This window comes from Streptomyces sirii, assembly GCF_045690365.1.
GTDB classification, from domain to species: Bacteria; Actinomycetota; Actinomycetes; order Streptomycetales; family Streptomycetaceae; genus Streptomyces; species Streptomyces sirii.
In genome coordinates this window covers 2,671,018-2,695,487 of record NZ_CP147982.1, presented here as the reverse complement: position 1 = coordinate 2,695,487, position 24,470 = coordinate 2,671,018, and the positions used below count along the sequence as shown (strand labels likewise).

Here is a 24,470-nt window from a genome sequence, read left to right as displayed (position 1 = left end):
TGGCGGGGTGGGGCAGGGCGGGCGCAACCACCAACGGCTCCCGCCCCGGCTCACTACGACGCACCGGAACATGGCCGCACCTCTCGACAGGCCAGTCCAGTGCGGCATGTTCCCGTATGGCGGGGTGGGGCAGGGCGGGCGCAACCACCAACGGCTCCCGCCCCGGCTCACTACGACGCACCGGAACATGGCCGTTAAGCTGCCGATCAGCACGGAAGCACGACATGGCGGAGTGCGTCGAGACGCGGTCCGCGGTGGCACAGACACGTACTCGGTGGGATCCAGGAGGCGCACATGGTGTGGACGTGGCGGTTCGAGAAGACCGACGGTACGGAGACGGCGCCGCCCGTGGAGCCGGAGGAGTTCACCACGCAGGGCGACGCGGAGTCCTGGATCGGTGAGGAGTGGAAGGCCCTCCTCGACGGCGGCGTCGACCAGGTCCGCCTCTTCGAGGACGGCACGGAGATCTACGCGGGGCCGATGAGCCTGCAGGCCGCCGCCGACGAGGGCTGAACCCCGAACGGCTGCGGGGCCGGGTCCGAACGGACCCGGCCCCGCAGCCGGAGGATCGAACCGGCCGCTACGGCCGCTCGCCCCGCTTGACCTGAGGCTTGGGCAGGCGCAGCCGCCGCATCTGCAGCGTCCGCATCACCGCGTACGCCTTCACGCCCTTGACGTTCTCCTTCGGGAACCGCTCCTGCAGCTGCTTGCCCATGCGGAACCAGATGAGGACCGAGTCGAGCACGATCAGCACGATGATCACGAGCCACAGCAGCAGCGCGATGCTCTGGATCGAGGGCACCCGGATCATGGTGAGCACCAGGATCACCACGGCCATCGGCAGGAAGAACTCCGCGACGCACCAGCGCGAGTCGACGTAGTCACGGGCGAACCGGCGCACCGGTCCCTTGTCGCGCACCGGCAGATACCGCTCGTCACCGCTGGCCATCGCCTCACGCTGGCGGGCCATGTCCGTACGGCGGGCCTCCCGCTGCGCCTTGGCGGCGTCCTTGCGGTTGGTCGGCGTCTGCGCACGGGAGCGGCGCTGCGACTGGGAGTCGCTGCGCTTCGGTGTCGGGCGGCCCTTGGGGGCCTGCGGGTCGCGGGGCTGCTGGGGCTGGTCCGCGGTCACCTTGGCGGTCGCGGCCTGCTCATCCTTCGAACGGCTTCGGAACACAACACCCAAGGGTACGTGGTCGCCGCGCGGGAGCCAGGGTCCGGCGGGGCACGATCCGGCAACGGCACCCGTCCGCGGCCTTCGCGGGCCGTGCGTCCGGGGGCCGCCTACTCCTTGCGCGGGAGAAGACGCGCTCCGCGATCGTCCTGGAGGATGAGCGCATCCGGGCGCGAACAGTGCGGTAATGGAACCAGGGCCCGTACTGTGGGGTCTGTAGATGTGCTGGAGCCTAAGCCCGAGGCGACTCGGTCAGAAGGGGGCGCGCGAGGCCCATGAGCGATGGTGTCATGAAGCGGATGGGGATGATCTTCCGCGCGAAGGCCAACAAGGCCCTGGACCGGGCCGAAGACCCGCGCGAGACCCTCGACTACTCGTACCAGAAGCAGCTGGAACTGCTGCAGAAGGTACGCCGCGGTGTCGCCGACGTGGCGACCTCCCGCAAGCGCCTGGAGCTGCAGCTCAACCAGCTCCAGGGCCAGTCCGCCAAGCTGGAGGACCAGGGCCGCAAGGCGCTGGCGCTCGGCCGCGAGGACCTGGCCCGCGAGGCGCTCACCCGGCGCAGCGCGCTGCAGCAGCAGGTCACGGACCTGGAGACGCAGCACCAGACGTTGCAGGGTGAGGAGGAGAAGCTCACGCTCGCGTCGCAGCGGCTGCAGGCCAAGGTCGACGCCTTCCGTACGAAGAAGGAGACGATCAAGGCCACGTACACGGCCGCCCAGGCGCAGACCCGGATCGGCGAGGCCTTCTCCGGCATCTCCGAGGAGATGGGCGACGTCGGCCTGGCGATCCAGCGTGCGGAGGACAAGACCGCGCAGCTGCAGGCCAGGGCCGGTGCCATCGACGAGCTGATGGCCTCCGGCGCGCTGGACGACCCGTCCGGTATGGCCAAGGACGACATCACCGCCGAGCTGGACCGGCTCTCCGGCGGCAGCGATGTCGAGCTGGAGCTGCAGCGGATGAAGGCCGAGCTCGCGGGCGGCCCGTCGGCCGGCAAGCAGGCCCTCGAAAGCGGTCAGGGCGGCCAGGCCCAGCCTTCGCAGCAGCAGGACCAGCCGCGTTTCGACAAGCAGTGACGGTCGCCGGGGGTTAGCCTCGCAGAGATCGTCGGGACCGGACCGAGGGAGACCGTCGTGATCGTACGGATCATGGGGGAGGGCCAGGTGAAGCTGGACGACGCCCACTTCATCGAGCTCAACAAGCTGGACGACGAGCTGCTCGAGGAGATGGAGAGCGGCGACGAGGAAGGCTTCCGGCGCACTCTCGGCGCCCTCCTGGAAGCGGTGCGTCGTATGGGCACACCGCTTCCCGACGACGCCCTCGAACCGTCCGAGCTGATCCTGCCGGCCCCGGACGCCTCCCTCGCAGAGGTCCGGGAGATGCTCAGCGACGACGGCCTCATCCCGGGCTGACCGCCCGCCCCAGCTCCACTCCAGCGCATACGGCACACAGCGCCCCGGTCCCCGTCGGACCGGGGCGCTACCGTTTCCTCTTGTGAGTCCCCTCGACCCCGGTCCGGAAGCGCCCCGCGCCGCCGGCCGCTTCCAGTGGCACCGGACCCATCCGCTCGCGGTCGACGCCGCCCTGGCGGTGGCCGTGTTCGCGTGCATCCTGTTCGGGGCGGTGGTCGACCCGCACCGCGTCCACGGCCCGCAGTGGGCGCCGCACCGGCTCTCCGCCTCGGCCGTGGTGCTGGCCGCGCTGGCCTGCGCCACTCTGGTGTTCCGCCGCCGGCTGCCCCGTACGGTCCTGGCGGCCACGGGCACCCTGACCATCGTCGAGCTGCTCGTCCGCGCCGGCGACCCGCGCGCCCCCGTGGTCGGCGCCGCCGCGATCGCGCTCTACAGCCTCGCCTCGCGCACGGACCGGCCCACGACCTGGCGGCTCGGCGCGCTGACCGCGGTCGTGCTGACCGCCTCCGCGATGTTCTACGGGCCCCGCCCCTGGTACGCGCAGGAGAACCTCGGCATCTTCGCCTGGACGGGCATGGCAGCCGCCGCGGGGGACGCGGTGCGCAGCCGCCGCGCCTTCGTGGACGCCATCCGCGAACGCGCCGAGCGCGCCGAGCGCACCCGCGAGGAGGAGGCCCGCCGCCGGGTCGCCGAGGAGCGGATGCGCATCGCCCGCGACCTCCACGACGTCGTCGCCCACCACATCGCCCTGGTCAACGTCCAGGCCGGCGTCGCCTCGCACGTCATGGACAACCGCCCCGACCAGGCCAAGCAGGCCCTGGCGCACGTCCGCGAGGCGTCCCGCTCGGCGCTGGAGGAGCTGCGCGCCACGGTCGGTCTGCTGCGCCAGTCCGACGACCCCAAGGCGCCGACCGAGCCCGCACCGGGCCTCGGCGTCCTCGACCAGCTCGTCGAGGGCTTCGTCCGCGCCGGGCTCCCCGTCGACCTGGACCTCCCGCCCGAGCCCCGGCAGCTGCCCGCCTCCGTGGACCTCACCGCCTACCGCGTGGTCCAGGAGGCGCTGACCAACGTGCACAAGCACGCCGGGGAGGGCGCCCGCGCCACGGTGCGGATCCGGCACTCCGAGAGCGCGCTGACCGTGACCGTCCTGGACGACGGCGCGGGCCGGGCCGGCGTACCCCGCCAGCGGGGCGGCGAGCGGCCGGCGGACGAGACCGCCGCCCCCGAGGACAGCGGCGGCGGCCACGGCCTGATCGGCATGCGCGAGCGGGTCTTCGCGCTGCGCGGCACGGTCGTCACGGGCCCCCGCGCGGCCGGCGGCTTCCAGGTGCGGGTGACCCTTCCACTGCAGACCGTCCGTACGGGGGAGAACACATGACGATCAAGGTGCTGCTCGCCGACGACCAGGCCCTGCTGCGCAGCGCCTTCCGGGTGCTGGTCGACTCCGAGCCGGACATGCGGGTGGTGGGGGAGGCCTCCGACGGCGCCCAGGCCTACGAGCTGACGAAGGCCGAGCGCCCCGACGTCGTCCTGATGGACATCCGGATGCCCGGTGTGGACGGCCTGGCCGCCACCCGCATGATCAGCCGGGACCCGCAGCTCACCGACGTCCGGGTGGTGATCCTGACCACCTTCGAGGTCGACGACTATGTGGTGCAGTCGCTGCGCAACGGCGCCAGTGGCTTCCTCGGCAAGGGCGCCGAGCCGGACGAGATGCTGGGCGCGATCCGGATCGCGGCGGCCGGCGAGGCGCTGCTGTCGCCCGCCGCGACCAAGGGGCTGATCGCCAAGTTCCTCGCCCAGGGCGGCAGTCCGGCCGACGGCGGACCCGGCGACCGGGGCACGGAGCGGCTGGCGAGTCTGACCGGCCGTGAGCGCGAGGTGCTGGTCCTGGTGGCCGGCGGCCTGTCCAACGACGAGATCGCCGAGCAGCTGGCGGTCAGCCCGCTCACGGTCAAGACGCATGTCAACCGCGCGATGGCCAAACTGGGGGCCCGCGACCGCGCCCAGCTGGTGGTCATCGCCTACGAGTCGGGACTCGTACGCCCACGGGTGCAGTGAGGGTGGAGTAGCCCTACTCCGAACGCGGTACGGGCGCGGGCCGGAAACCGACCTGCGAGCGAGGAAAACCGGCTCGGCCATGGCCGAAGGTGTATCTGGGCCCGTGAAGGCCCCGGGGAGCCCTGCACCCCGGCCGTCGGGCCCGCGTGGCCCCGCTGTCCTCAGCCGTCCGCACACCCGGGACGGCCCTTACGCCCAGACCGCCTTCAGAACAGAAGAGAGAGACCCCACCCATGTCCTGGCTGTCCCGACTCAGCCTCGTACAACGGGGCCTGATAGCGCTGATCTCGATCGTCGCGATCGCCTTCGGCGCCATCGCGATCCCGCAGCTCAAGCAGCAGCTCCTGCCCTCCATCGAGCTTCCGATGGTCTCCGTGCTGGCGCCCTACCAGGGTGCCTCGCCCGATGTCGTCGAGAAGCAGGTGATCGAGCCGCTGGAGGACGGAGTCCAGGCGGTCGACGGCATCAAGAGCGTCACCTCGACGTCCAGCGAGGGCTCGGGCGTCATCATGGCGCAGTTCGACTACGGCAACGACTCCAAGCGGCTGGTCGCCGACGTCCAGCAGGCCGTCAACCGCGCCCGCGCCAAGCTGCCCAAGGACGTCGACCCGCAGGTGGTCGCCGGCTCGACGGACGACATCCCCACCGTCGTCCTCGCCGTCTCCTCCTCCGCCAAGGACCAGCAGACCCTCGCCGACCAGCTCGACCGCAGCGTCGTGCCGGACCTGAAGAACATCGAGGGCGTCAGCCAGGTCACCGTGGACGGCGTCCAGGACCGGATCGTCGCGGTCACCCCCGACGAGCGCAAGCTCGCCGCCGCCGGGCTGAACGCCCAGGCGCTCGGCAAGGCGCTGGAGGCCGGCGGTACCTCGGTGCCCGCCGGTTCCTTCGCCGAGGGCGGCAAGAGCAAGACCGTCCAGGTCGGCGCCGGATTCACCTCGGTGCAGCAGATCAAGGACCTGACCATCGCGCCGGCCGCGGGGGCGGGCGCGAGCGGTGCCGGCGCCGGCCAGTCCGCCGCCGAGCCGGTCCGCCTCGGCGACGTGGCCACCGTCAAGGAGGAGGCGGCCACCCCGACCTCCCTGACCCGCACCAACGGCAAGCCCAGCCTCGCCGTCATGGTGACGATGGACCAGGACGGCAGCGCGGTCGCGATCTCCGACGCGGTCAAGGACAAGCTCGCCGACATCCGCCAGGACCTGGGCAAGGGCACCGAGGTCACGGTCGCCTCCGACCAGGGCCCGGCGGTCTCCAAGTCGATCGACTCGCTGACCACCGAGGGCCTGCTCGGCCTCGCCATGGCCGTCATCGTCATCCTGGTCTTCCTGCTCAGCCTCCGCTCGACCCTGGTCACCGCGGTCTCCATCCCGCTCTCGGTCGTCATCACGCTGATCGTGCTGTGGACCGGTGACCTCTCGCTGAACATGCTCACCCTCGGCGCGCTGACCATCGCGATCGGCCGTGTCGTCGACGACTCGATCGTCGTCCTGGAGAACATCAAGCGGCACCTGGGCTACGGCGAGGAGCGCCGCGAGGCGATCCTCTCCGCCGTCAAGGAGGTCTCCGGAGCGATCACCTCCTCCACCCTCACCACAGTCGCGGTCTTCCTCCCGATCGGTGTGGTCGGCGGCATGGTCGGGGCCCTCTTCGGCTCCTTCTCCCTCACGGTGACCGTCGCCCTGCTCTCCTCCCTGATCGTCTCGCTGACGGTCGTCCCGGTCCTGTCGTACTGGTTCCTGCGCGCCCCGAAGATCCCCGAGGGCACCACGGTGGACGAGCTGCGCCGCGAGGCCGAGGAGAAGGAGACGCAGAGCCCGCTGCAGCGCCTGTACGTCCCGGTGCTGCGCTTCGCGACCCGCCGCCGGGTCACCAGCCTGGTCATCGCCGTGGTCATCCTCATCGGCACGTTCGGCATGGGGCCGCTGCTGAAGACCAACTTCTTCGACCAGGGCGACCAGGACACCCTCACCCTCAAGCAGGAACTCAAGCCCGGCACCAGCCTGGGCGCGTCCGACGCGCAGGCCAAGAAGGTCGAGAAGCTGCTCGCGGCCAACGACGACATCGCCGACTACCAGGTCACCGTCGGCTCCTCCGGCTTCATGGCGGCCTTCGGCGGCGGCACCGGCGCCAACCAGGCCTCCTACCAGCTGAAGCTGACGGACTCCGCGGACTCCGCCAAGGTCACCGACGACCTGCGGGCCTCGCTGGACAAGCTCGGCGAGTCCATCGGCGACACCACCGTCACCGCCGGCGGCGGCTTCGGCAACCAGGACCTCAGCGTGGTCGTCAAGGCCGGCGACGCCGACGTCCTGAAGCGGGCCGGCGAGCAGGTCCGCAAGGCCGTCGCCGGGCTCGACGACGTCACCGACGTCCAGAGCGACCTGGCGCAGAGCGTGCCGCGGATCTCCGTCAAGCCCAACGCCAAGGCGGCCGGGGCCGGTTACGACCAGACCATGCTCGGCGGCGCGGTCGCCCAGGCGATCCGCGGCACCACCAGCGGCAAGGCCGTCCTGGACGACACCGAGCGGGACATCGTCATCAAGTCGGCCCACCCGGCCACCACCGAGGACGAGCTGAAGAACCTGGCCATCCCGACGCCGGCCGGCCCGGTCAAGCTCGGCACCATCGCCACCGTGAAGACCGTGCCCGGCCCGGTCCAGATGACCCGGATCGACGGGGCCCGCTCGGCGACCATCACCGCCAAGCCGACCGGCGACAACACCGGCGCGGTCAGCGCCAAGCTGCAGAGCGAGATCGACGCGCTGAAGCTGCCGGACGGCGCGACGGCGAAGATCGGCGGCGTCTCCCAGGACCAGACCGACGCCTTCTCCTCGCTGGGTCTGGCGATGCTGGCGGCCATCGCCATCGTCTTCATGCTCCTGGTGGCCACCTTCAAGTCGCTGATCCAGCCGCTGATCCTGCTGGTCTCCATACCCTTCGCGGCGACCGGCGCGATCGGCCTGCTGGTCGCCACCGGCACCCCGCTGGGCGTCCCGGCGATGATCGGCATGCTGATGCTGATCGGCATCGTGGTCACCAACGCCATCGTGCTGATCGACCTGATCAACCAGTACCGCGCACAGGGTTACGGCGTCGTCGAGGCGGTCGTCGAGGGCGGCCGGCACCGTCTGCGCCCGATCCTGATGACCGCGCTGGCCACGATCATGGCGCTGCTGCCGATGGCGCTGTCCATCACCGGCGACGGCGGCTTCATATCCCAGCCGCTGGCCGTGGTCGTGATCGGCGGTCTGATCACCTCCACCCTGCTCACCCTCCTCCTCGTCCCGACGCTCTACGCGATGATCGAACTCCGCAAGGAGCGCCGGGCGAAGAAGAAGGCCGCCAAGCGCGCCGCGAAGTCCGGCGCGCAACCGGAGGAGGCCGACCGCACCCCGCAGCCCGCGGGCGTGTAAGCCCCCGCCCGCGGCGCCGCTCTCGACTCCGTTCGAGCCGGGGCACCGCCACCGGGCCGCAACCAGGAGCCCCCGCTGCCGTACGCATGGCAGCGGGGGCTCCCGCGTACGCCGGTGGTCACGGCGCCAACTGACCTCCCGTCATACGCCTTCCAGTGGTTTATCCAGTCTTGTCGGCATACGCCTGCCGGGCCCGAGAAGCATGACTCCCGAATATGCCGCACCGGGAGGAGAGCGATGACCGTCCCCGCAGCAGCCGACGGAACCGCGGACCGAGCAGCCGACGAACCAGCCGACGAACTGGCCGACTTCATCACCCACTGCGTGCCGCTGACCGGCTTCGCCGCATTCGATCTGTACGCCACCGGCATGGCCCGGCTCTACCTGGACACCGCCCGAGGCCAGGTCGGCGACGCCCAGTTCACCAAGTTCTGGGCCGCTTGGAAGGAAGCCGTAGCCCAGGGCAAGGGGCCCCAGGCCCTGGACCTCCCCCACCGCGAGGTCGCCCGGGCGCTGATCTACCTCTGGTACACCGGCGCCTGGCCCCGGCTGGCCCCGGTGGCCCACGCAACCCTCCGGCGCGAGGTCGCCAACACCGAGTCCGTCGCCTCGCCCAGCGCCTACGTCGAGGGCCTGGTGTGGCGCACCTTCCACGGCCACCCGGCGGGCGCCAAACCGCCCGGCTTCGGCACCTGGGCGGTCAAGCCGCCGGCGCCGACCTGGCAGAGCCTCGACGGGCTCCGTACCGACCTCGACCTCGCCGACGTCCCCTACCGCACCGGCCTGGCCGCCGAGGTCGCCCCGGACGCGATCCCCGACGAGCTGATCCCCGGCCACCGCCTGAGCCGCCATATCCCGCCGTCCGCCGTGCCCACCGCGGCCGCCGCCGGAAGCGAAGCCGCCACCACTCCCGAGGAGGCCACCCCATGACCGGACCCGTCCCCGCGGAGGCCGCCGCCCGCCGCCGCTACGACGTGATCATCGTCGGCGCCGGCTGGGCCGGCAGCGCACTGGCCAAACGCCTCGGCGACCAGGGCTGGGACGTCCTCGTCCTGGAGGCCGGCAACAGCGGCACCGAGACCTGGCCCGGCTATCTGGACTCCCTGTCCACCTACTACTCGGCCGTCGCCAAGGTCCCCAACTCCGCCTACCGCCGCAACAAGGCCGCGCCCTACCCGGACGTCCTCGACCTCGCCCCGGTACGCAACCCCGCCTCCGGACAGCCCGAGTTCACCGCCAACGGCTACTTGGTCCAGGACGGCAAGCTCCCCTACGGCACCGACTACCTGCGCGAACTCGGCGGCGCCGCCATGCACTGGCTCGGCGCCGTCCCCCGCATGCTCCCCGACGACTTCGCCACCGCCAAGGACTACGGGTACGGCCGGAACTGGCCCTTCACCGCCGCCGAACTCCAGCCCTGGTACGCCGAGGCCGAGCGCGAGTTCGGCGTCGCCGGCAACGCCAAGGAGCAGAAGGCCCTCGGTACCGTCACCGACCCCGCGTACGAGTACCCCATGCACCACATCCCGCAGAGCTATGTCGACCAGCGGTGCAAGGACCTCGACGGCAAGGTCGTCAAGGACGGCGTGGCCGGCCGGGACTACGCGCTGACCGTGTACGGCCTGCCGCAGGCCCGCAACTCCACCCCCAACCCCGCCTACCGGGACCCGTACCGCGTCCAGGGCGCCGTCGGCATCCCCAACTACGGCGAGCGCTGCGTGGGCAACGCCAGCTGCGTCCCCATCTGCCCCGTGCAGGCCAAGTCGCATCCGCTGCGCATCCAGGCCGGCTGGCCCAAGTCCGTCACCCTGGCCACCCGCTGCGTGGTCAGCCGGGTCCGGGCGCGGTCGGACGGCCGGGTCACCGGAGTGGAGTACCGCACGTACACCGACCCGGTCTCACCGGTCCACCAGACCTACCTCGCGGAGGCGGACGTGGTCGTCCTCGCCGCGCACGCCATCGAGAACGCCCGGCTGCTGCTGTTCTCGGGCCTGGCCAACAAGAGCGGGCAGGTCGGCCGCAACCTGATGGACCACCCCACCCTCCTCAGCTGGGCGCTCGCCCCCGAGGACAAGGGCCCGGTCGGCCCGTTCCGCGGCCCCGGACACACCTCCGGCTGGGAGGTCTTCCGCAGCGGAGGCGGACGCGGCGAGCGCGCGCCCTTCCGCATCGAGATCGGCAACTGGGGCTGGGGCTGGGCCACCGGCGCCCCGCTCAGCAACGTCGCCAGCGCCCTGGGCGTCGGCGGCAACCCCGACGGCAGCATCCGGGACAAGGGCGTCTACGGGCCCGAACTGCGCAGCCTCCTCGGCCACTCCGTCGGCCGCCAGCTCCAGCTCCAGATCGCCGTCGAGCAGTCCGCGAACGAGAGCAACCGCGTCACCATCGACCCGGCCCGCTACCGCGACGCCATGGGCAACCCCCGCCCGATCGTCACCTACGACCTCGACGACCACGTCCGCAAGGGCCTGTACGCCGCCCGCCTGGTAGCCCAGCAGATCTTCGGCCTCCTCAAGGCCAAGGACTACACCCACCACGCCCCGCAGAACGGCGTCCCGCCGCTCGGACACGTCGTCTACAACGGCACCCACCTCGCCTACAGCGGAGCCGGGCACGGAGCGGGCACCCACATCATGGGCACCGACAGCGGGACCTCCGTGGTGGACAAGGGCCAGCGCACCCACGACCACCCCAACCTCTACGCCGTCGGCTGCGGCAGCATGCCGTCCGTCGGCACCAGCAACCCCACCCTCACCATGATGGCGCTGGCCCTGCGCAGCGCCGCCCAGATCCACCGGGACCTCGTCGACGCCCGCCGCCCGGTCGAGGTCGCCGGCCCCGCCCACGAGGAGGTACCGGCGTGATCACCGCGATGGCCCTGGACGCACAGGGGTTCGGCATCCCGCAGACCATCGAGGAACTCCGCACCTACCTCCAGGGCGCCCTGGAGGTCGAGCACCTCACCATCCCCGTCTACATGACCGGGATGTACTCCATCCACCCGGGCGCCAACCGCACCGCCTACTTCGCCATCCGCAGCGTCCTGATGGAGGAGATGCTGCATATGACCCTGGTGGCGAACCTCCTCAACGCGGTCGGCGGCAAGCCCGTGGTGGGCCGCAAGGAGTTCGTCGCCAAGTACCCGGCGAAGCTGCCGTTCAGCAGCGACAAGGACGTGCCCCTGATCCATCTCCGGCACTTCTCGCCCGACGCGCTGCGCACCTTCCTGCGCATCGAACTGCCCCGCAAACTGGCTCCCCACCCCAAGCCGGGGGAGGGCTGGACCTCCATCGGCCAGTTCTACGACGCCATCCGCCAGGGCCTGGAGAAGCTGGTCGAGGACCACGGCGAGGCCGCGGTCTTCCCCCAGCGGCCCGCACGCCAGGTCGGCCCGGAGGACTTCTACAACTCCGGCGGCGAGGTCTTCGCCGTACACGACCTGAAGTCGGCCAAGCTCGCCATCCGCGTCATCAGCGAACAGGGCGAGGGCCTCGACGACCACATCTGGACCAGCGACGACCTGATCTTCGGCGAGCAGCGGCAGCTCGCCCACTACTTCCGCTTCAACGAGATCTACACCGGCCGCAGCTACGGCCCCCACGACACCCCCAAGGACCCGCCCAGCGGCCCCCTGCTGGACGTCACCTGGGACGACGCCTACCCGATCCACGGCGACTCCAAGGTCACCGACTACAAGACGAACAAGGAGGTGTACGAGCAGGCCGTCGCCTTCAACACCCGCTACGCCGCCCTGCTCTCCTATCTCCAGCAGGCCTTCGACGGCACCCCCCGGGCGATGGCCCTGGCCATCCCCACCATGCTGGAACTCCGCGACCGCTCCGAACAGCTCTACCGCAACCCGCACCCCGGGCGGCCGGGCCGCTTCGCCAGCCCCACCTTCGAACTCGAGAAGCCGCAGTTCGACGCGGTCTACGAAACGGTCGAGGAGAACCTGCGGCTCGCCGGCCTGGAAGCCGGCGAGCCGATCGATCTCTCCGCCGTCCCGAGCTGGGCGGCGGAGCGCCCTACCGACGCATAGGGCGAGACGAGACGCCATGCCGCACCCCGGAGCAGCGCACTGCGGGGTGCGGCGCCCGCATCAGCGGACGAGGCCCCTGAGGCCCCCGAAGCCCCCGGTGCCCCTGCGGGCGGACACGAGGGTGTCGGTGATGTCGCCCCCGGCGGTCTGCTTGAGCTTGGCGATCGTCCGGTGGTTGTCGATGAGGATGTTCGTACGGCAACCATCCGAGGGGAGCAGGAGGGTGAACGTCGGCGCGCAGTGCACGTCCTCGTCGAAGAACCCGCCATCCCAGCCCTTGGCACCGGCCGTGCCGGTCGCCGACAGCACCAGCACACCGGCCCCGAGGGTGCCCGCGACCATACGCATTGCCTTACCCACGACGGAACTTCCTTCCTGTCTGGACCCGATCTGATACCGGGATCACCGCGCTAACGAACCAGCAACGAATGGATTACGCAGCGTTACTCTGTCGTGGTGACGGCGCGGTGTTTCCGTCCCTCCGGTGGCGCAGTCCGGGCCGCCGTCGCCGGGCCCTGCGGGCCGTGCCTCGGATCGCGGTCGACCGGGGCGATCGGCTCGCGCATCGCGGTGAGTGGTGCGACGGTGGCTTTGGGTGCCGAACCGACGAAAGGCGGGCGACCGTGCGCTGTGCTCCGGCCCGCAGGGCCGCCCTCGTGCCGGCGGCCGGACTCGTCCTCGCGCTCGCGCCGCCGGCCGCCGCCGACGGCCCCGTCGCCCCGGTCCGCGTCGCGGTCACGGGCGGCGCCTTCACCGGCAGCGTGGGCATCGTGCGCACGGCGGCGCGCTCCCTGTACGGCGGCTTCCGCTGCGCCGCCGACGGTGTGCGCCCCACACCGCTCACCGCCCTGGCCGACGCCGACCGGAGGTACCACCTCGGCGTGCGGGCGCACTGGGACGAGGCGACCGGGGACTTCGTGGTCACCGAGATCCGCGGGGACGCCGCGGACGGCGACAAGAAGTGGAACGCCTACGTCAACGAAAAGAAGATCACGACCGGGCCCTGCGGCACCGCGGTCAAGGACCACGACAAGGTCCGCTGGACCCTGGAGGCCGCCACGAGCTGACGGCCGCCGCACCCGCAGGGGTCTCTCCCCACGGGTGCGACGGCCGTTCGCCGCGCCTACGGCAGGCTCAGCATCCGCTCCAGCGCCAGCTTCGCGAAGCTCTCGGTCTCCTTGTCGACCTCGATGCGGTTGACGACCTTGCCGGCCGCCAGCGACTCCAGCGTCCACACCAGGTGGGGGAGGTCGATGCGGTTCATCGTCGAGCAGAAGCAGACCGTCTTGTCGAGGAAGACGATCTCCTTGTCCTCCGCGGCGAAGCGGTTCGCCAGGCGGCGGACCAGGTTCAGCTCCGTGCCGATGGCCCACTTCGAGCCGCGCGGGGCGGCCTCCAGGGCCTTGATGATGTACTCCGTCGAGCCGACGTAGTCCGCGGCCGCCACGACCTCGTGCTTGCACTCGGGGTGGACCAGGACGTTGACGTCCGGGATGCGGGCCCGCACGTCGTTCACCGAGTCCAGGGAGAACCGGCCGTGCACCGAGCAGTGGCCGCGCCACAGGATCATCTTCGCGTTGCGCAGCTGCTCGACGGTCAGGCCGCCGTTCGGCTTGTGCGGGTTGAAGACCACGCAGTCGTCCAGGGACATGCCCATGTCGCGGACGGCGGTGTTGCGGCCCAGGTGCTGGTCGGGCAGGAAGAGGACCTTCTCCCCCTGCTCGAAGGCCCAGTCCAGCGCCCGCTTGGCGTTGGAGGAGGTGCAGATCGTGCCGCCGTGCTTGCCGGTGAAGGCCTTGATGTCGGCCGAGGAGTTCATGTACGAGACCGGCACGACCTGCTCGGCTATGCCGGCCTCGGTGAGCACGTCCCAGCACTCGGCGACCTGCTCGGCGGTGGCCATGTCGGCCATCGAACAGCCCGCGGCCAGGTCGGGGAGGATGACCTGCTGGTCGTCGCCGGTGAGGATGTCGGCCGACTCCGCCATGAAGTGCACGCCGCAGAAGACGATGTACTCGGCGTCCGGCCGGGCGGCGGCGTCCCGCGCCAGCTTGAAGGAGTCACCGGTGACGTCGGCGAACTCGATGACCTCGTCGCGCTGGTAGTGGTGCCCGAGGACGAAGACCTTGTCGCCGAGCTTCTCCTTCGCCGCGCGGGCGCGCGCGACGAGGTCGGGGTCGGACGGGGCGGGGAGGTCTCCGGGGCACTCCACGCCGCGCTCGCTCTTCGGGTCGGCCTCACGGCCGAGGAGGAGCAGGGCCAGCGGGGTCGGCTGGACGTCCAGGGGCTGGGCGGTGGTCACAACACGCACCCTCTCTTCTCTGCGGACAGCTCTTTGCGCTCTTGAGCACAAGCCTTTTCGTCTATTTGACGCTATCTATCATAGCCGCTTCACGTCACTTTGACGATGGCCATAGTGTCGATGTGACGCATCACCGCCGCACTGTGTGCGCTGGGCCACCTGTTCCCGGCCGCCGGTGTGCGAGCATGAAGAAGAAGCGCCCAGCCGGAATTAATCCGGGGCGTCGCCGGTTTCAGCTTGTTGCATCCGATGACAAGCGGTCCGTACAACCCGGGAGAGATGTAGATGAGCGTGCAGGACGAGAAGACCACCGTCAGCGACGGCATCATCCTGTCCGACGCGGCCGCGTCGAAGGTCAGGAGCCTGCTGGAGCAGGAGGGCCGGGACGACCTCGCGCTGCGGGTGGCGGTTCAGCCCGGCGGCTGCTCCGGTCTGCGCTACCAGCTCTTCTTCGACGAGCGCTCGCTCGACGGCGACGTCGTCAAGGACTTCGACGGCGTCAAGGTCGTCACCGACCGGATGAGCGCCCCGTACCTCGGCGGTGCCTCCATCGACTTCGTCGACACCATCGAGAAGCAGGGCTTCACGATCGACAACCCGAACGCCACCGGCTCCTGCGCCTGCGGCGACTCCTTCAGCTAAGGACCGCGGGTCCGCGCACATACGGCGAAGGCGGCGTCCCCCGAGTGGGGGCGCCGCCTTCGCCGTATCCGTGTCCCTTCCCGTGTCCGTGTCCGGGCCTACCGCTTCGGCACGGCCTCACCGGTCGACACGTCGATCACCTTCCGGCCGTCCAGCGGCTCGCGCAGCGTGACGGTCTTGGTGAACTCCTTGGCGATCTTCACGCAGACCTGGCCCGGCTTCTTGTCCTTGCCGACGACCTTGGTCTTCACGGCCGTGTCCGACTCCTCGGCGCTCACCGAGTAGACGCTGCACACCCCGCCCCAGAAGTGCACGGTCAGCTTCCGGCCGCCGTCGCCCACGTCGTACGACTCCAGCGCCATCGCGCCCGGCTTCCCGGACGGCCCCTTCGGGGTCCGGTCCTTGTGCGCCAGGTACTTCGGGTCCACCGCGGGGTGCGTGACGGTCGTCGTGGCGTCCGGGCCGCTGCCGGCGCCCGGCTGGCGGACCGTGTACAGCCACGACGGCACCAGCGCCTGCCCGCCGCTGACGTACTGCACCGCGAGCCCGAAGACGGCGCCGGTCACCTCGGCCGGCTTCTGGGCCTTCGTCGGCGAGGGCTCGCACGGCGCGATCTGACCGCCCTTGCCGCCCTTGTCGTCCTTGCCGTCCTTCCCGGGCGGCACCGACGGGCAGCCGGCCGGCGTGCGGCCCCCGCCCGCGTTCAGCCGCGCAAGCGTCTTGTCCGCGCTCAGCACGGGGTACACCGCGCCCTTGACGGGGTTCGCCAACTGACCGCTGCCGCCGACCACTTGACCGTCCGAGCCGACCTGCAGATCGCTCTGCCAGCCGTACGTCGGCAGCCCGCCGAGCACCGGATTCGCGGTGACGATCCGCACCGCGCCGGACAGCCCGCTCGCATCGAGCCGGGCGCTCTCCTGGCCGAGCGCCTTGAGCACCGGCCGCACCGCCTGCTTGGCCTTCTCCGGCGACACCGCGTCCTTGCCGCTGCTGTCGTCCTCGGTCGTGATGTCCCCGCCGCCGCGGTACGACGGGCAGCCGGGCCGGCTCGACGCGCCGGCGCCCGCCTGGTCGCCGTCCTTGCCGTTCTCGGTGGCGGGCAGCGCGCAGTTCGTACCGCTCGGGGTGCCGTACTGCGAGTACGTCCAGGAGCCCGAGCCGGTCTTGTTCACCTGCAGGACGGGGCTGCGGGCGTCCCGGGTCCCGCCCACCTTCCAGGTGGTGCCCTCCGAGCGGACCTTTCCGGCCACATCCAGCGCCTTCGCCAGCCGTTCCACCGACTCCCGGCCGATCTCGCCCTGGGGCCGGTACACCGGCGCCGACGACGGCCCGCCGGGCAGTTCCTTCACGGCCTTGTACTTCGCGCCCTGCGGATTGGGCTCACCGGCCGCTATCGAGCCGCCCGTGTAGCCGTCGAGCGCGAGCGGCGGCGGGTCGGCCTTGCCCGCGGAACCCGGTCCCGAGCCCTCGTCGCTGGACGCGGACGAGGCCCAGTACGCCGCGCCGCCCCCGGCCAGCAGCACCGCGGCGGCCATCGAGGCGACCAGCAGCGGGCTGCGGCGCCGGCGCTCCTTGGGGTGGTCCGGGGTCGTGGGGGTGTCCTCGGTGTTCACCGCATCGCTCCTTCAGCTCCGCTGAACATCTGCCGTGCCACCCTCCCCGGGGTGGACGTCGATGGGACGGAGCGGGGGCGTGCGCGGTTCCCCGAACGGCTCAGTCGCCGTAGTCGGACATGTTGTCCACGATCTCGGCGGACCGCTCGGGAACCTCGACCCCGTGCAGATCGGACGCCCGGCCGGGCGTCGGCGCGGACCGGTGCCCGGCCTTCCAGCGCCCCGCCATCCGCGCGCAGTCCCCGCGCAGCTCGTCGAGCGACTCCGGCTCGGATTCGGCGGGTGAGGCGGCGACACGCGGTGTGACGGCTTTCACAGGCTTGGTCATAGGGGCACCGTACGCAGGCACGCGCCGAGGAGAAAGGCCTACTATTGAGTAGTTATCCGCTGGTTTCAGAGGTTCCGTCTATCCGGGATGCGCAGGTGGTTTTGCACCCCGCCAGGTAGCGTTGCTCCACGTCCGCAAGTCCCCTCCGCCACCCGCAGGAGCAGACCCGTCGTGCGTATCGCAGTCACCGGCTCCATCGCCACCGACCACCTGATGACCTTTCCCGGCCGCTTCGCCGACCAGCTCGTGGCCGACCAGCTGCATACGGTCTCTCTCTCCTTCCTGGTCGACCAGCTCGACGTCCGCCGTGGCGGAGTCGCCCCCAACATCTGCTTCGGCATGGGCCAGCTCGGCATCGAGCCGATCCTGGTGGGCGCCGCGGGCAACGACTTCGAGGAGTACCGCGCCTGGCTCGACCGCCACGGCGTCGACACCCGCTCCGTACGCATCTCCGAAGTGCTGCACACCGCGCGCTTCGTGTGCACCACCGACGCCGACCACAACCAGATCGGCTCCTTCTACACCGGCGCGATGAGCGAGGCCCGGCTGATCGAGCTCCAGCACGTGGCCGAGCGGGTCGGCGGCCTGGACCTCGTACTGATCGGCGCGGACGACCCCGAGGCGATGATCCGGCACACCGAGGAGTGCCGCACCCGCGGCATCCGCTTCGCCGCCGACTTCTCCCAGCAGATCGCCCGGATGGACGGCGACGACATCCGCACCCTCATGGAGGGCGCCACCTACCTCTTCTCCAACGAGTACGAGAAGGGCCTGATCGAGTCCAAGACCGGCTGGACCGGCGACGAGATCCTCGCCAAGGTCGGCACCCGGGTCACCACCCTCGGCTCCAACGGCGTGCGCATCGAGCGGGTCGGCGAGCCCGCCATCGAGGTCGGCGTCCCGGAGGAGAAGACCAAGGCCGACCCCACCGGCGTCGGCGACGCCTTCCGCGCCGGCTTCCTGTCCGGTCTGGCCTGGGGCGTCGGCCTGGAGCGCGCCGCGCAGGTCGGCTGCATGCTGGCGACGCTGGTCATCGAGACCGTCGGCACCCAGGAGTACGAGCTGCACCGCAGCCACTTCATGGACCGCTTCACCAAGGCGTACGGCCACGAGGCCGCCGCCGACGTCCAGCAGCACCTGGCCTGAACCGGCCGCAAGAACGTCTCAGACGCGGCGCCGCACGACATACGCGGCGCCGCGTTCTGCCGCCCGCTCGCCCAGGTACTCCTGCTCGCGCATCGTGCACCAGGCGGGGATGTCCTGCCGGGCGGCCTCGTCGTCGGAGAGCACCGTCACCGTCCCGCCGACCGGCACCTTGCCGATCACCTTGGCCAGCTCGATGACCGGGATGGGGCAGCGCCTGCCGAGGGAGTCGACGACCAGGTCCTCGGACCCGGCGCCCGCCGCGGTCCGCGGTGCCTCATCGGCCTCGGCCGCCGAACCGGCCTCGGGTGCCTCGGCCGTCACCGACGGCACCCCCAGCCGCTCCCGTACCGAGCGCACCACCCCGGGCAGCACCTCCAGGAACCGGTCGACATCCGCCTCCTTCGTCCCGTACGGCAGCGAGACCCGGACGTTCCCCTCGGACAGCACCCCCATCGCGCGCAGCACATGGCTCGGCGCCAGGGTGCTGGACGTACAGGACGATCCGGACGAGACGGAGAAGCCCGCCCGGTCGAGCTCGTGCAGCAGGGTCTCCCCGTCGACATAGAGACAGGAGAAGGTGACGAGATGGGGCAGGCGGTGCACCGGGTCGCCGACCACCTCCACCTCCGGGACCAGCGCCGGCACCCGCGTGCGGATCCGGTTCACCAGTTGCCGCAGCCGCGCCGCCTCGGTGGCGGTCCCGGCGTCGGCCCGCAGCGCGCGCAGCGACGCCACGGACGCCACGATCGCCGGGATGTTCTCGAACCCCGGGCTGCGGCCCGACTCCCGCTCGTCCGCGGGCCCCTGTGGCGCGAACCGAGTCCCCTTGCGAACCACGAGCAGCCCGACACCGGGCGGGCCGCCCCACTTGTGGGCGCTGGCCGCCAGCAGCGACCAGTCGCCGGGCACCGGCCCCCAGGGCAGCGACTGCGCGGCATCCACCAGCAGGGGCACGCCGGACTCCCGGCAGAGCCCGGCCGCCTCCTCGACCGGCTGCTCGGTGCCCACCTCGTGGTTGGCGGACTGCAGGGCGACCAGCGCGGTGTCCGGGGTGAGCGCGGCGGCCACGTCGCCGGCCGCCACCCGGCCCGTCCGGTCCACGGCCAGCTCCGCGCGGGTGCCGCCGGCCGCCTCATGGACCTCGGCGGCGTGCAGTACGCAGGAGTGTTCGACGGCGGAGTGCAGCAGCCGGCGGCCGACGCGCCGACGGGCCGCCAGCGCACCGGCGACTCCCAAATGCACCGCTTGCGTACCCGAAGGGGTGAAAACCAACTCGTCCGGTCGACAGCCGACCGCCTCGGCCGCGGCCTCGCGCGCGGCGTCCAGCAGCAGCCGGCCGCGGCGGCCCTCGCGGTAGAGGCGGGCCGGGTCGGCCCAGCCCTCGTCGAGCGAGGCGAGCAGCGCCTCACGGGCGACCGGGTGCAGGGGAGCGGAGGACGCGGCGTCGAAGTAGGGCACGTACGAGACGTTAGTCCCATGGGGTCCGCGGCGATGGCCCCCGCCCGGCCGGACCGCGGGCCCGGCCGCGGCGCCCGGTCCGCCGGGCCGGGGCGAACGGAGGCCGGTCACACCGTCAGATGCCTGGTGGGAGCGGGTAATCGGGTGTGGCGAGGGTGCCTCACGGAGGACCCGGCCACCCCTTAGGGGTGCGTCGCGGCGCGTTGGGCACCCTCCCCGCGCGACCCCAAATAGCGTCCAGTAGGGTTTGGTCCGCATAAACATCCAAACCCCTGCCCGACGCAGGGCGGCGACCGACCAGCGAGTAAGGCCGCAGCCGACCGCGCGGGCGAGACTCTCGGGAAGGCGCTACGTGAGTCCCAACGGCTCCGACCGCTCGTCGCGGCGCCCGATGCGGCGGAAGCTGCCGCAGGTGCTTGCTGCGGGCCTGGTCCTGGCGACCGCTACTGGTTGCACATATAAGGACTTCCCCCGCCTCGGCATGCCAACGCCCGTCACCGACGAGGCGCCGCGGATCCTCTCTCTTTGGCAGGGCTCCTGGGCCGCCGCCCTCGCAACGGGCGTGCTGGTGTGGGGCCTGATCATTTGGAGCGTGATCTTCCACCGCCGCAGCAGGACCAAGGTGGAGGTCCCCGCGCAGACCCGGTACAACATGCCGATCGAGGCGTTGTACACGATCGTCCCGTTCATCATCATCGCGGTGCTGTTCTACTTCACCGCACGTGATGAGAGCGCACTCCTGAAGACTTCCAAGAAGCCGGACCACGTCATCAACGTGGTGGGCTTCCAGTGGAGCTGGGGGTTCAACTACCTGGAGGACGTCGACGGCGACAAGTCGACCACGAACATCAACTCCAGCGCGCTCTCGGCGATCCCGGACAAGTGGAAGAAGACCGCGCCGGCCGGTGCCGACGGTGTCTACGACGTGGGCGTTCCGGGCACCCGGAACCCGCAGACCGGTAACCCCGGCCCGACGCTGTGGCTGCCGAAGGGTGAGACGGTCCAGTTCGTCCTCACTTCGCGCGATGTCATCCACTCCTTCTGGGTGGTGCCGTTCCTGTTCAAGCAGGACGTCATCCCGGGCCACACCAATGTCTTCGAGGTGACTCCCAACAAGGAGGGCACCTTCATGGGCAAGTGCGCCGAGCTCTGCGGCGTCGACCACTCCCGGATGCTCTTCAACGTCAAGGTCGTCTCCCCTGAGCGGTACCGGGAGCACCTGCAGGAACTGAAGAAGAAGGGCCAGGCCGGATACCTGCCGTCGGGCATCAAGCAGACGGATCACGCCAGGAATGCGGAGACGAAGAACCAGTGAGCATCCTCAACGAACCTCAGGGTGCCGCCGCCGATACGGCTCCGGCAGCACCGCCCGTACGGAAAAAGCAGCCCGGTATCGCTGCCGTGAAGTGGCTGACGACCACTGACCACAAGACCATCGGCACGATGTACCTGGTCACGTCGTTCGCGTTCTTCTGCATCGGCGGCGTGATGGCGCTGCTGATGCGGGCCGAGCTGGCCCGTCCCGGCACACAGCTCATGTCGAACGAGCAGTTCAACCAGGCGTTCACCATGCATGGCACGATCATGCTGCTGATGTTCGCCACCCCGCTGTTCGCCGGCTTCGCGAACTGGATCATGCCGCTGCAGATCGGCGCGCCCGACGTGGCGTTCCCGCGGCTGAACATGTTCGCCTACTGGCTGTACCTCTTCGGCTCGCTGATCGCGGTGGCCGGCTTCCTCACCCCGCAGGGTGCGGCGGACTTCGGCTGGTTCGCGTACTCGCCGCTGTCGGACGCGGTGCGTTCGCCGGGCGTCGGCGCCGATATGTGGATCATGGGTCTGGCCTTCTCCGGTTTCGGCACGATCCTCGGTTCGGTCAACTTCATCACGACGATCATCTGCATGCGGGCGCCCGGCATGACGATGTTCCGGATGCCGATCTTCACCTGGAACGTGCTGCTGACCGGTGTGCTGGTCCTGCTGGCCTTCCCGGTACTGGCGGCGGCGCTGTTCGCGCTGGAGGCGGACCGGAAATTCGGTGCCCATGTATTCGATGCCGCTAATGGTGGCGCTCTGCTGTGGCAGCACCTCTTCTGGTTCTTCGGCCATCCCGAGGTGTACATCATCGCGCTGCCGTTCTTCGGCATCATTTCCGAGGTCATTCCGGTGTTCTCCCGGAAGCCGATGTTCGGTTACATCGGTCTGATCGCGGCGACGATTTCGATCGCCGGTCTGTCGGTCACGGTGTGGGCGCACCACATGTATGTGACGGGCGGCGTGCTGTTGCCGTTCTTCTCGTTCATGACGTTCCTGATCGCGGTGCCGACCGGTGTGAAGTTCTTCAACTGGATCGGCACGATGTGGAAGGGCTCGCTGTCCTTCGAGACGCCGATGCTCTGGGCGATCGGCTTCCTGATCACCTTCACCTTCGGTGGTCTGACCGGTGTCATCCTGGCCTCGCCGCCGATGGACTTCCACATCTCCGACTCGTACTTCGTGGTGGCGCACTTCCACTACGTCGTCTTCGGCACGGTCGTCTTCGCGATGTTCTGCGGCTTCCACTTCTGGTGGCCGAAGTTCACCGGCAAGATGCTGGACGAGCGGCTCGGCAAGATCACGTTCTGGACGCTGTTCATCGGCTTCCACGGCACGTTCCTCGTCCAGCACTGGCTGGGTGCCGAGGGCATGCCGCGGCGTTACGCGGACTACCTCGCGGCCGACGGCTTCACGGCGCTGAACACCATCTCGACGATCAGCTCGTTCGTGCTGGGCCTGTCGATCCTGCCGTTCCTCTACAACGTCTGGAAGACGGCGAAGTACGGCAAGAAGGTCGAGGTCGACGACCCGTGGGGCTACGGCCGCTCCCTGGAGTGGGCGACGTCCTGCCCGCCGCCGCGGCACAACTTCCTCACCCTGCCGCGTATTCGCTCCGAATCCCCGGCGTTCGACCTGCACCACCCGGAGATCGCGGCCCTCGACGCGCTGCACAACGGTCACGGCACTGAGGACGACAAGTCCCTCGCCGGCGGCAAGGAGGCGGGCAAGTGAAGATCCAGGGCAAGATGTTCATCTGGCTCTCCGTCTTCGTCCTGGCCATGGCGATCGTCTATGGCCTGTGGTCGAAGGAGCCGGCGGGCACCACCGCGCTGTTCCTCGCCTTCGGCCTGTGCATCATGGTCGGCTACTACCTGGCCTTCACGGCCCGGCGGGTCGACGCGGGCGCACAGGACAACGAGAACGCCGAGGTCTCGGACGACGCCGGTGAGCTGGGCTTCTTCAGCCCGCACAGCTGGCAGCCGCTGTCCCTGGCCGTCGGTGGCGCGCTGGCCTTCCTGGGCGTCGTCTTCGGCTGGTGGCTGCTGTACTTCTCCCTGCCGGTGATCCTCGTCGGCCTCTTCGGCTGGGTCTTCGAGTACTACCGCGGTGAGAACCGCACGCAGTAAGGCGAAACGCACGGCTGACACGCCGCAGGGCGGGCCCGGACACCTCCAACAGGTGTCCGGGCCCGCCCCGTTTGGGCGGCAGGGACACACCCGTTTGCAGTCCTCCAGCGCGCTGAGACAGGTGATTCTTCATATTTTTGGGTCATGAGTCACAGACCTCGAACCCGGACGGTGCTGAGCTGCGGCCTCCTGCTCGTGCCCCTCGCGGTGAGCTCTGCCGCGTGCGGGGGCTCGGCGTCGGACGCGCTCTCCGCCGATCCCTACGACGCGGGCGACCAGATCACCGCCAACACCCCGGACGGAAAGCGGCAAGCGGACCCCGACAAGCCGCTTGAGGTCTCCGTCACGGACGACGAGGCGCGGATCACGGACGTGACCGCCACCGATTCCACCGGCCGCTTCGTGCACGGCGAACTCAGCGCCGACGGCAGGCACTGGCGCACCACCGGGCCACTGGCCGCCGGAACCCGCTACACGGTGCGGGTCAGCACCGAGGAGGACGGCACACCGGGCCGCAAGACGCTGGTGGTCAACACCAAGGACGTCGCGGGCCAGTTGACCGCGGCCTTCGGCCCGGAGAGCGGCGAGTACGGCGTCGGCCAGCCGATCACCGCCGAGCTGAGCAAGCCCATCAAGGACCCCAAGGCGCGCGCCGTCGTCGAGAGCGCCCTGAAGGTCGACTCCATGCCGCGGGTCGAGGGCGCCTGGCACTGGGTGGACGACAAGAAGCTGCACTTCCGCCCGAAGGTGTACTGGCCCGCCCACGCCACCATCTCGGTGCACAGCAACCTGGCTGGTCTGAAGATCGCCAAGGGGTTCTACGGAGGCGTCTCCAAGCCCGTCAGGCTCACCACCGGCGACCGCGTGGAGGCCGTCACGGACGCGGCGGCGCACCGGATGACGGTCAAGCGCAACGGCTCGACGATCAACACCATCCCCGTCACCACCGGCAAGCCCGGATTCTCCACCCGCAACGGCGTCAAGGTCGTGCTCGGCAAGGAGAGCTTCGTACGCATGCGCAGCTCCACCGTCGGCATCGCCTCCGGGAGCTCGGAGTCCTACGATCTGCCGGTCTACTGGGCCACCCGGGTGACCTGGAGCGGCGAGTACGTCCACGCCGCACCCTGGTCCGTCGGATCGCAGGGCGCGGCGAACGTCAGCCACGGCTGCACGGGCATGTCCACCAGCAACGCCCAGTGGTTCTTCAACACCGTGCGGGTAGGCGACGTCGTCAAGGTCGTCAACAGCGGCGGCGAGACCATGACGCCGTTCGACAACGGCTACGGCGACTGGAACCTGCCGTGGAACGAATGGCGCGCCGGCAGCGCCCTGAAGGGCAAGGCCGGCACCACCACAGGAGCCGCCGAGCGCCAGCAGAACCCCAGCGACGACGCCCGGCTGCGCCCGAAGATCTAGGGGCCGCCATAGGCCCTAAGAGA

General features: G+C 70.4%; 22 protein-coding genes. 16 read left to right on the top strand and 6 right to left on the bottom strand.

Annotated features, from left to right (window positions below; genetic code table 11):
* Window positions 1-294 precede the first annotated feature (294 nt).
* On the top strand, window positions 295-513 hold the full coding sequence (locus WAB15_RS12205; protein ID WP_399150451.1) for a hypothetical protein: 219 nt from the start codon (window positions 295-297) through the stop codon (window positions 511-513).
* Between the two features lie 67 nt (window positions 514-580).
* On the opposite strand, the gene WAB15_RS12200 is transcribed toward WAB15_RS12205, so the two are convergent.
* Window positions 581-1,177 carry a DUF3043 domain-containing protein gene (locus WAB15_RS12200; protein ID WP_399150452.1) on the bottom strand — a complete coding sequence of 199 codons (597 nt, stop codon included), beginning with the start codon at window positions 1,175-1,177 and terminating at the stop codon, window positions 581-583.
* 287 nt (window positions 1,178-1,464) lie between these two features.
* On the opposite strand from WAB15_RS12200, the gene WAB15_RS12195 reads away from it, so the two are divergent.
* The 8 genes from WAB15_RS12195 to WAB15_RS12160 all read left to right on the top strand — a co-directional run bounded on the left by WAB15_RS12195 (window position 1,465) and on the right by WAB15_RS12160 (window position 12,099).
* Window positions 1,465-2,250, top strand: coding sequence for a PspA/IM30 family protein (locus WAB15_RS12195; RefSeq protein WP_399150470.1), 786 nt, complete (start codon window positions 1,465-1,467; stop codon window positions 2,248-2,250).
* A gap of 57 nt (window positions 2,251-2,307) precedes the next feature.
* A complete protein-coding gene (gene pspAA / locus WAB15_RS12190; protein ID WP_393494381.1) occupies window positions 2,308-2,586 on the top strand; it encodes a PspA-associated protein PspAA in 279 nt (92 codons plus the stop codon).
* An 82-nt stretch (window positions 2,587-2,668) separates the two neighbouring features.
* A complete protein-coding gene (locus WAB15_RS12185; protein ID WP_407286215.1) occupies window positions 2,669-3,964 on the top strand; it encodes a sensor histidine kinase in 1,296 nt (431 codons plus the stop codon).
* Window positions 3,961-4,647 carry a response regulator gene (locus WAB15_RS12180; RefSeq protein WP_384492147.1) on the top strand — a complete coding sequence of 229 codons (687 nt, stop codon included), beginning with the start codon at window positions 3,961-3,963 and terminating at the stop codon, window positions 4,645-4,647. Before WAB15_RS12185 ends, WAB15_RS12180 begins: the two co-directional genes overlap by 4 nt.
* A gap of 233 nt (window positions 4,648-4,880) precedes the next feature.
* Window positions 4,881-8,060, top strand: a complete 3,180-nt coding sequence (locus tag WAB15_RS12175; RefSeq protein WP_407286214.1) for an efflux RND transporter permease subunit — start codon at window positions 4,881-4,883, stop codon at window positions 8,058-8,060.
* A gap of 237 nt (window positions 8,061-8,297) precedes the next feature.
* Window positions 8,298-8,990: a hypothetical protein gene (locus WAB15_RS12170; protein ID WP_407286213.1), complete on the top strand. Its 693-nt coding sequence runs from the start codon at window positions 8,298-8,300 to the stop codon at window positions 8,988-8,990.
* Entirely contained in the window at window positions 8,987-10,924 is a 1,938-nt protein-coding gene (locus WAB15_RS12165; protein ID WP_407286212.1) for a GMC family oxidoreductase, read from the top strand. The genes WAB15_RS12170 and WAB15_RS12165 overlap by 4 nt, the downstream gene beginning before the upstream one ends.
* Window positions 10,921-12,099, top strand: coding sequence for a ferritin-like protein (locus tag WAB15_RS12160; protein ID WP_399150458.1), 1,179 nt, complete (start codon window positions 10,921-10,923; stop codon window positions 12,097-12,099). Before WAB15_RS12165 ends, WAB15_RS12160 begins: the two co-directional genes overlap by 4 nt.
* A gap of 60 nt (window positions 12,100-12,159) precedes the next feature.
* Here the strand turns inward: WAB15_RS12160 and WAB15_RS12155 are convergent, their stop codons facing one another.
* On the bottom strand, window positions 12,160-12,459 hold the full coding sequence (locus WAB15_RS12155) for a hypothetical protein (RefSeq protein ID WP_399150459.1): 300 nt from the start codon (window positions 12,457-12,459) through the stop codon (window positions 12,160-12,162).
* A gap of 263 nt (window positions 12,460-12,722) precedes the next feature.
* Here WAB15_RS12155 and WAB15_RS12150 point away from each other — a divergent pair, with 263 nt between their 5' ends.
* A complete protein-coding gene (locus WAB15_RS12150; protein ID WP_399150460.1) occupies window positions 12,723-13,166 on the top strand; it encodes a hypothetical protein in 444 nt (147 codons plus the stop codon).
* Window positions 13,167-13,222: 56 nt separating this feature from the next.
* On the opposite strand, the gene nadA is transcribed toward WAB15_RS12150, so the two are convergent.
* On the bottom strand, window positions 13,223-14,410 hold the full coding sequence (gene nadA / locus WAB15_RS12145; protein ID WP_407286211.1) for a quinolinate synthase NadA: 1,188 nt from the start codon (window positions 14,408-14,410) through the stop codon (window positions 13,223-13,225).
* Window positions 14,411-14,686: 276 nt separating this feature from the next.
* Here nadA and WAB15_RS12140 point away from each other — a divergent pair, with 276 nt between their 5' ends.
* Window positions 14,687-15,043, top strand: a complete 357-nt coding sequence (locus tag WAB15_RS12140) for a HesB/IscA family protein (RefSeq protein ID WP_399150462.1) — start codon at window positions 14,687-14,689, stop codon at window positions 15,041-15,043.
* Between the two features lie 98 nt (window positions 15,044-15,141).
* Here the strand turns inward: WAB15_RS12140 and WAB15_RS12135 are convergent, their stop codons facing one another.
* Both WAB15_RS12135 and WAB15_RS12130 read right to left on the bottom strand, forming a co-directional pair.
* Window positions 15,142-16,656, bottom strand: a complete 1,515-nt coding sequence (locus tag WAB15_RS12135) for a hypothetical protein (RefSeq protein ID WP_407286210.1) — start codon at window positions 16,654-16,656, stop codon at window positions 15,142-15,144.
* A 100-nt stretch (window positions 16,657-16,756) separates the two neighbouring features.
* Complete coding sequence (locus WAB15_RS12130) at window positions 16,757-16,984, bottom strand: hypothetical protein (protein ID WP_399150464.1); 228 nt, start codon at window positions 16,982-16,984, stop codon at window positions 16,757-16,759.
* A gap of 171 nt (window positions 16,985-17,155) precedes the next feature.
* Here WAB15_RS12130 and WAB15_RS12125 point away from each other — a divergent pair, with 171 nt between their 5' ends.
* A complete protein-coding gene (locus WAB15_RS12125) occupies window positions 17,156-18,130 on the top strand; it encodes a carbohydrate kinase family protein (RefSeq protein ID WP_407286209.1) in 975 nt (324 codons plus the stop codon).
* A gap of 18 nt (window positions 18,131-18,148) precedes the next feature.
* Here the strand turns inward: WAB15_RS12125 and WAB15_RS12120 are convergent, their stop codons facing one another.
* Window positions 18,149-19,588, bottom strand: a complete 1,440-nt coding sequence (locus tag WAB15_RS12120) for a cysteine desulfurase/sulfurtransferase TusA family protein (RefSeq protein ID WP_407286208.1) — start codon at window positions 19,586-19,588, stop codon at window positions 18,149-18,151.
* Window positions 19,589-19,940: 352 nt separating this feature from the next.
* Between WAB15_RS12120 and coxB the strand changes: the two genes are divergently transcribed.
* The 4 genes from coxB to WAB15_RS12100 all read left to right on the top strand — a co-directional run bounded on the left by coxB (window position 19,941) and on the right by WAB15_RS12100 (window position 24,447).
* Complete coding sequence (coxB, locus tag WAB15_RS12115; RefSeq protein ID WP_399150467.1) at window positions 19,941-20,903, top strand: cytochrome c oxidase subunit II; 963 nt, start codon at window positions 19,941-19,943, stop codon at window positions 20,901-20,903.
* Window positions 20,900-22,636, top strand: coding sequence for a cytochrome c oxidase subunit I (gene ctaD / locus WAB15_RS12110; protein ID WP_407286207.1), 1,737 nt, complete (start codon window positions 20,900-20,902; stop codon window positions 22,634-22,636). The genes coxB and ctaD overlap by 4 nt, the downstream gene beginning before the upstream one ends.
* Window positions 22,633-23,031: a cytochrome c oxidase subunit 4 gene (locus WAB15_RS12105; protein WP_399151190.1), complete on the top strand. Its 399-nt coding sequence runs from the start codon at window positions 22,633-22,635 to the stop codon at window positions 23,029-23,031. The genes ctaD and WAB15_RS12105 overlap by 4 nt, the downstream gene beginning before the upstream one ends.
* A 144-nt stretch (window positions 23,032-23,175) precedes the next feature.
* Window positions 23,176-24,447 carry an Ig-like domain-containing protein gene (locus WAB15_RS12100; protein ID WP_407286206.1) on the top strand — a complete coding sequence of 424 codons (1,272 nt, stop codon included), beginning with the start codon at window positions 23,176-23,178 and terminating at the stop codon, window positions 24,445-24,447.
* Window positions 24,448-24,470: the final 23 nt, after the last annotated feature.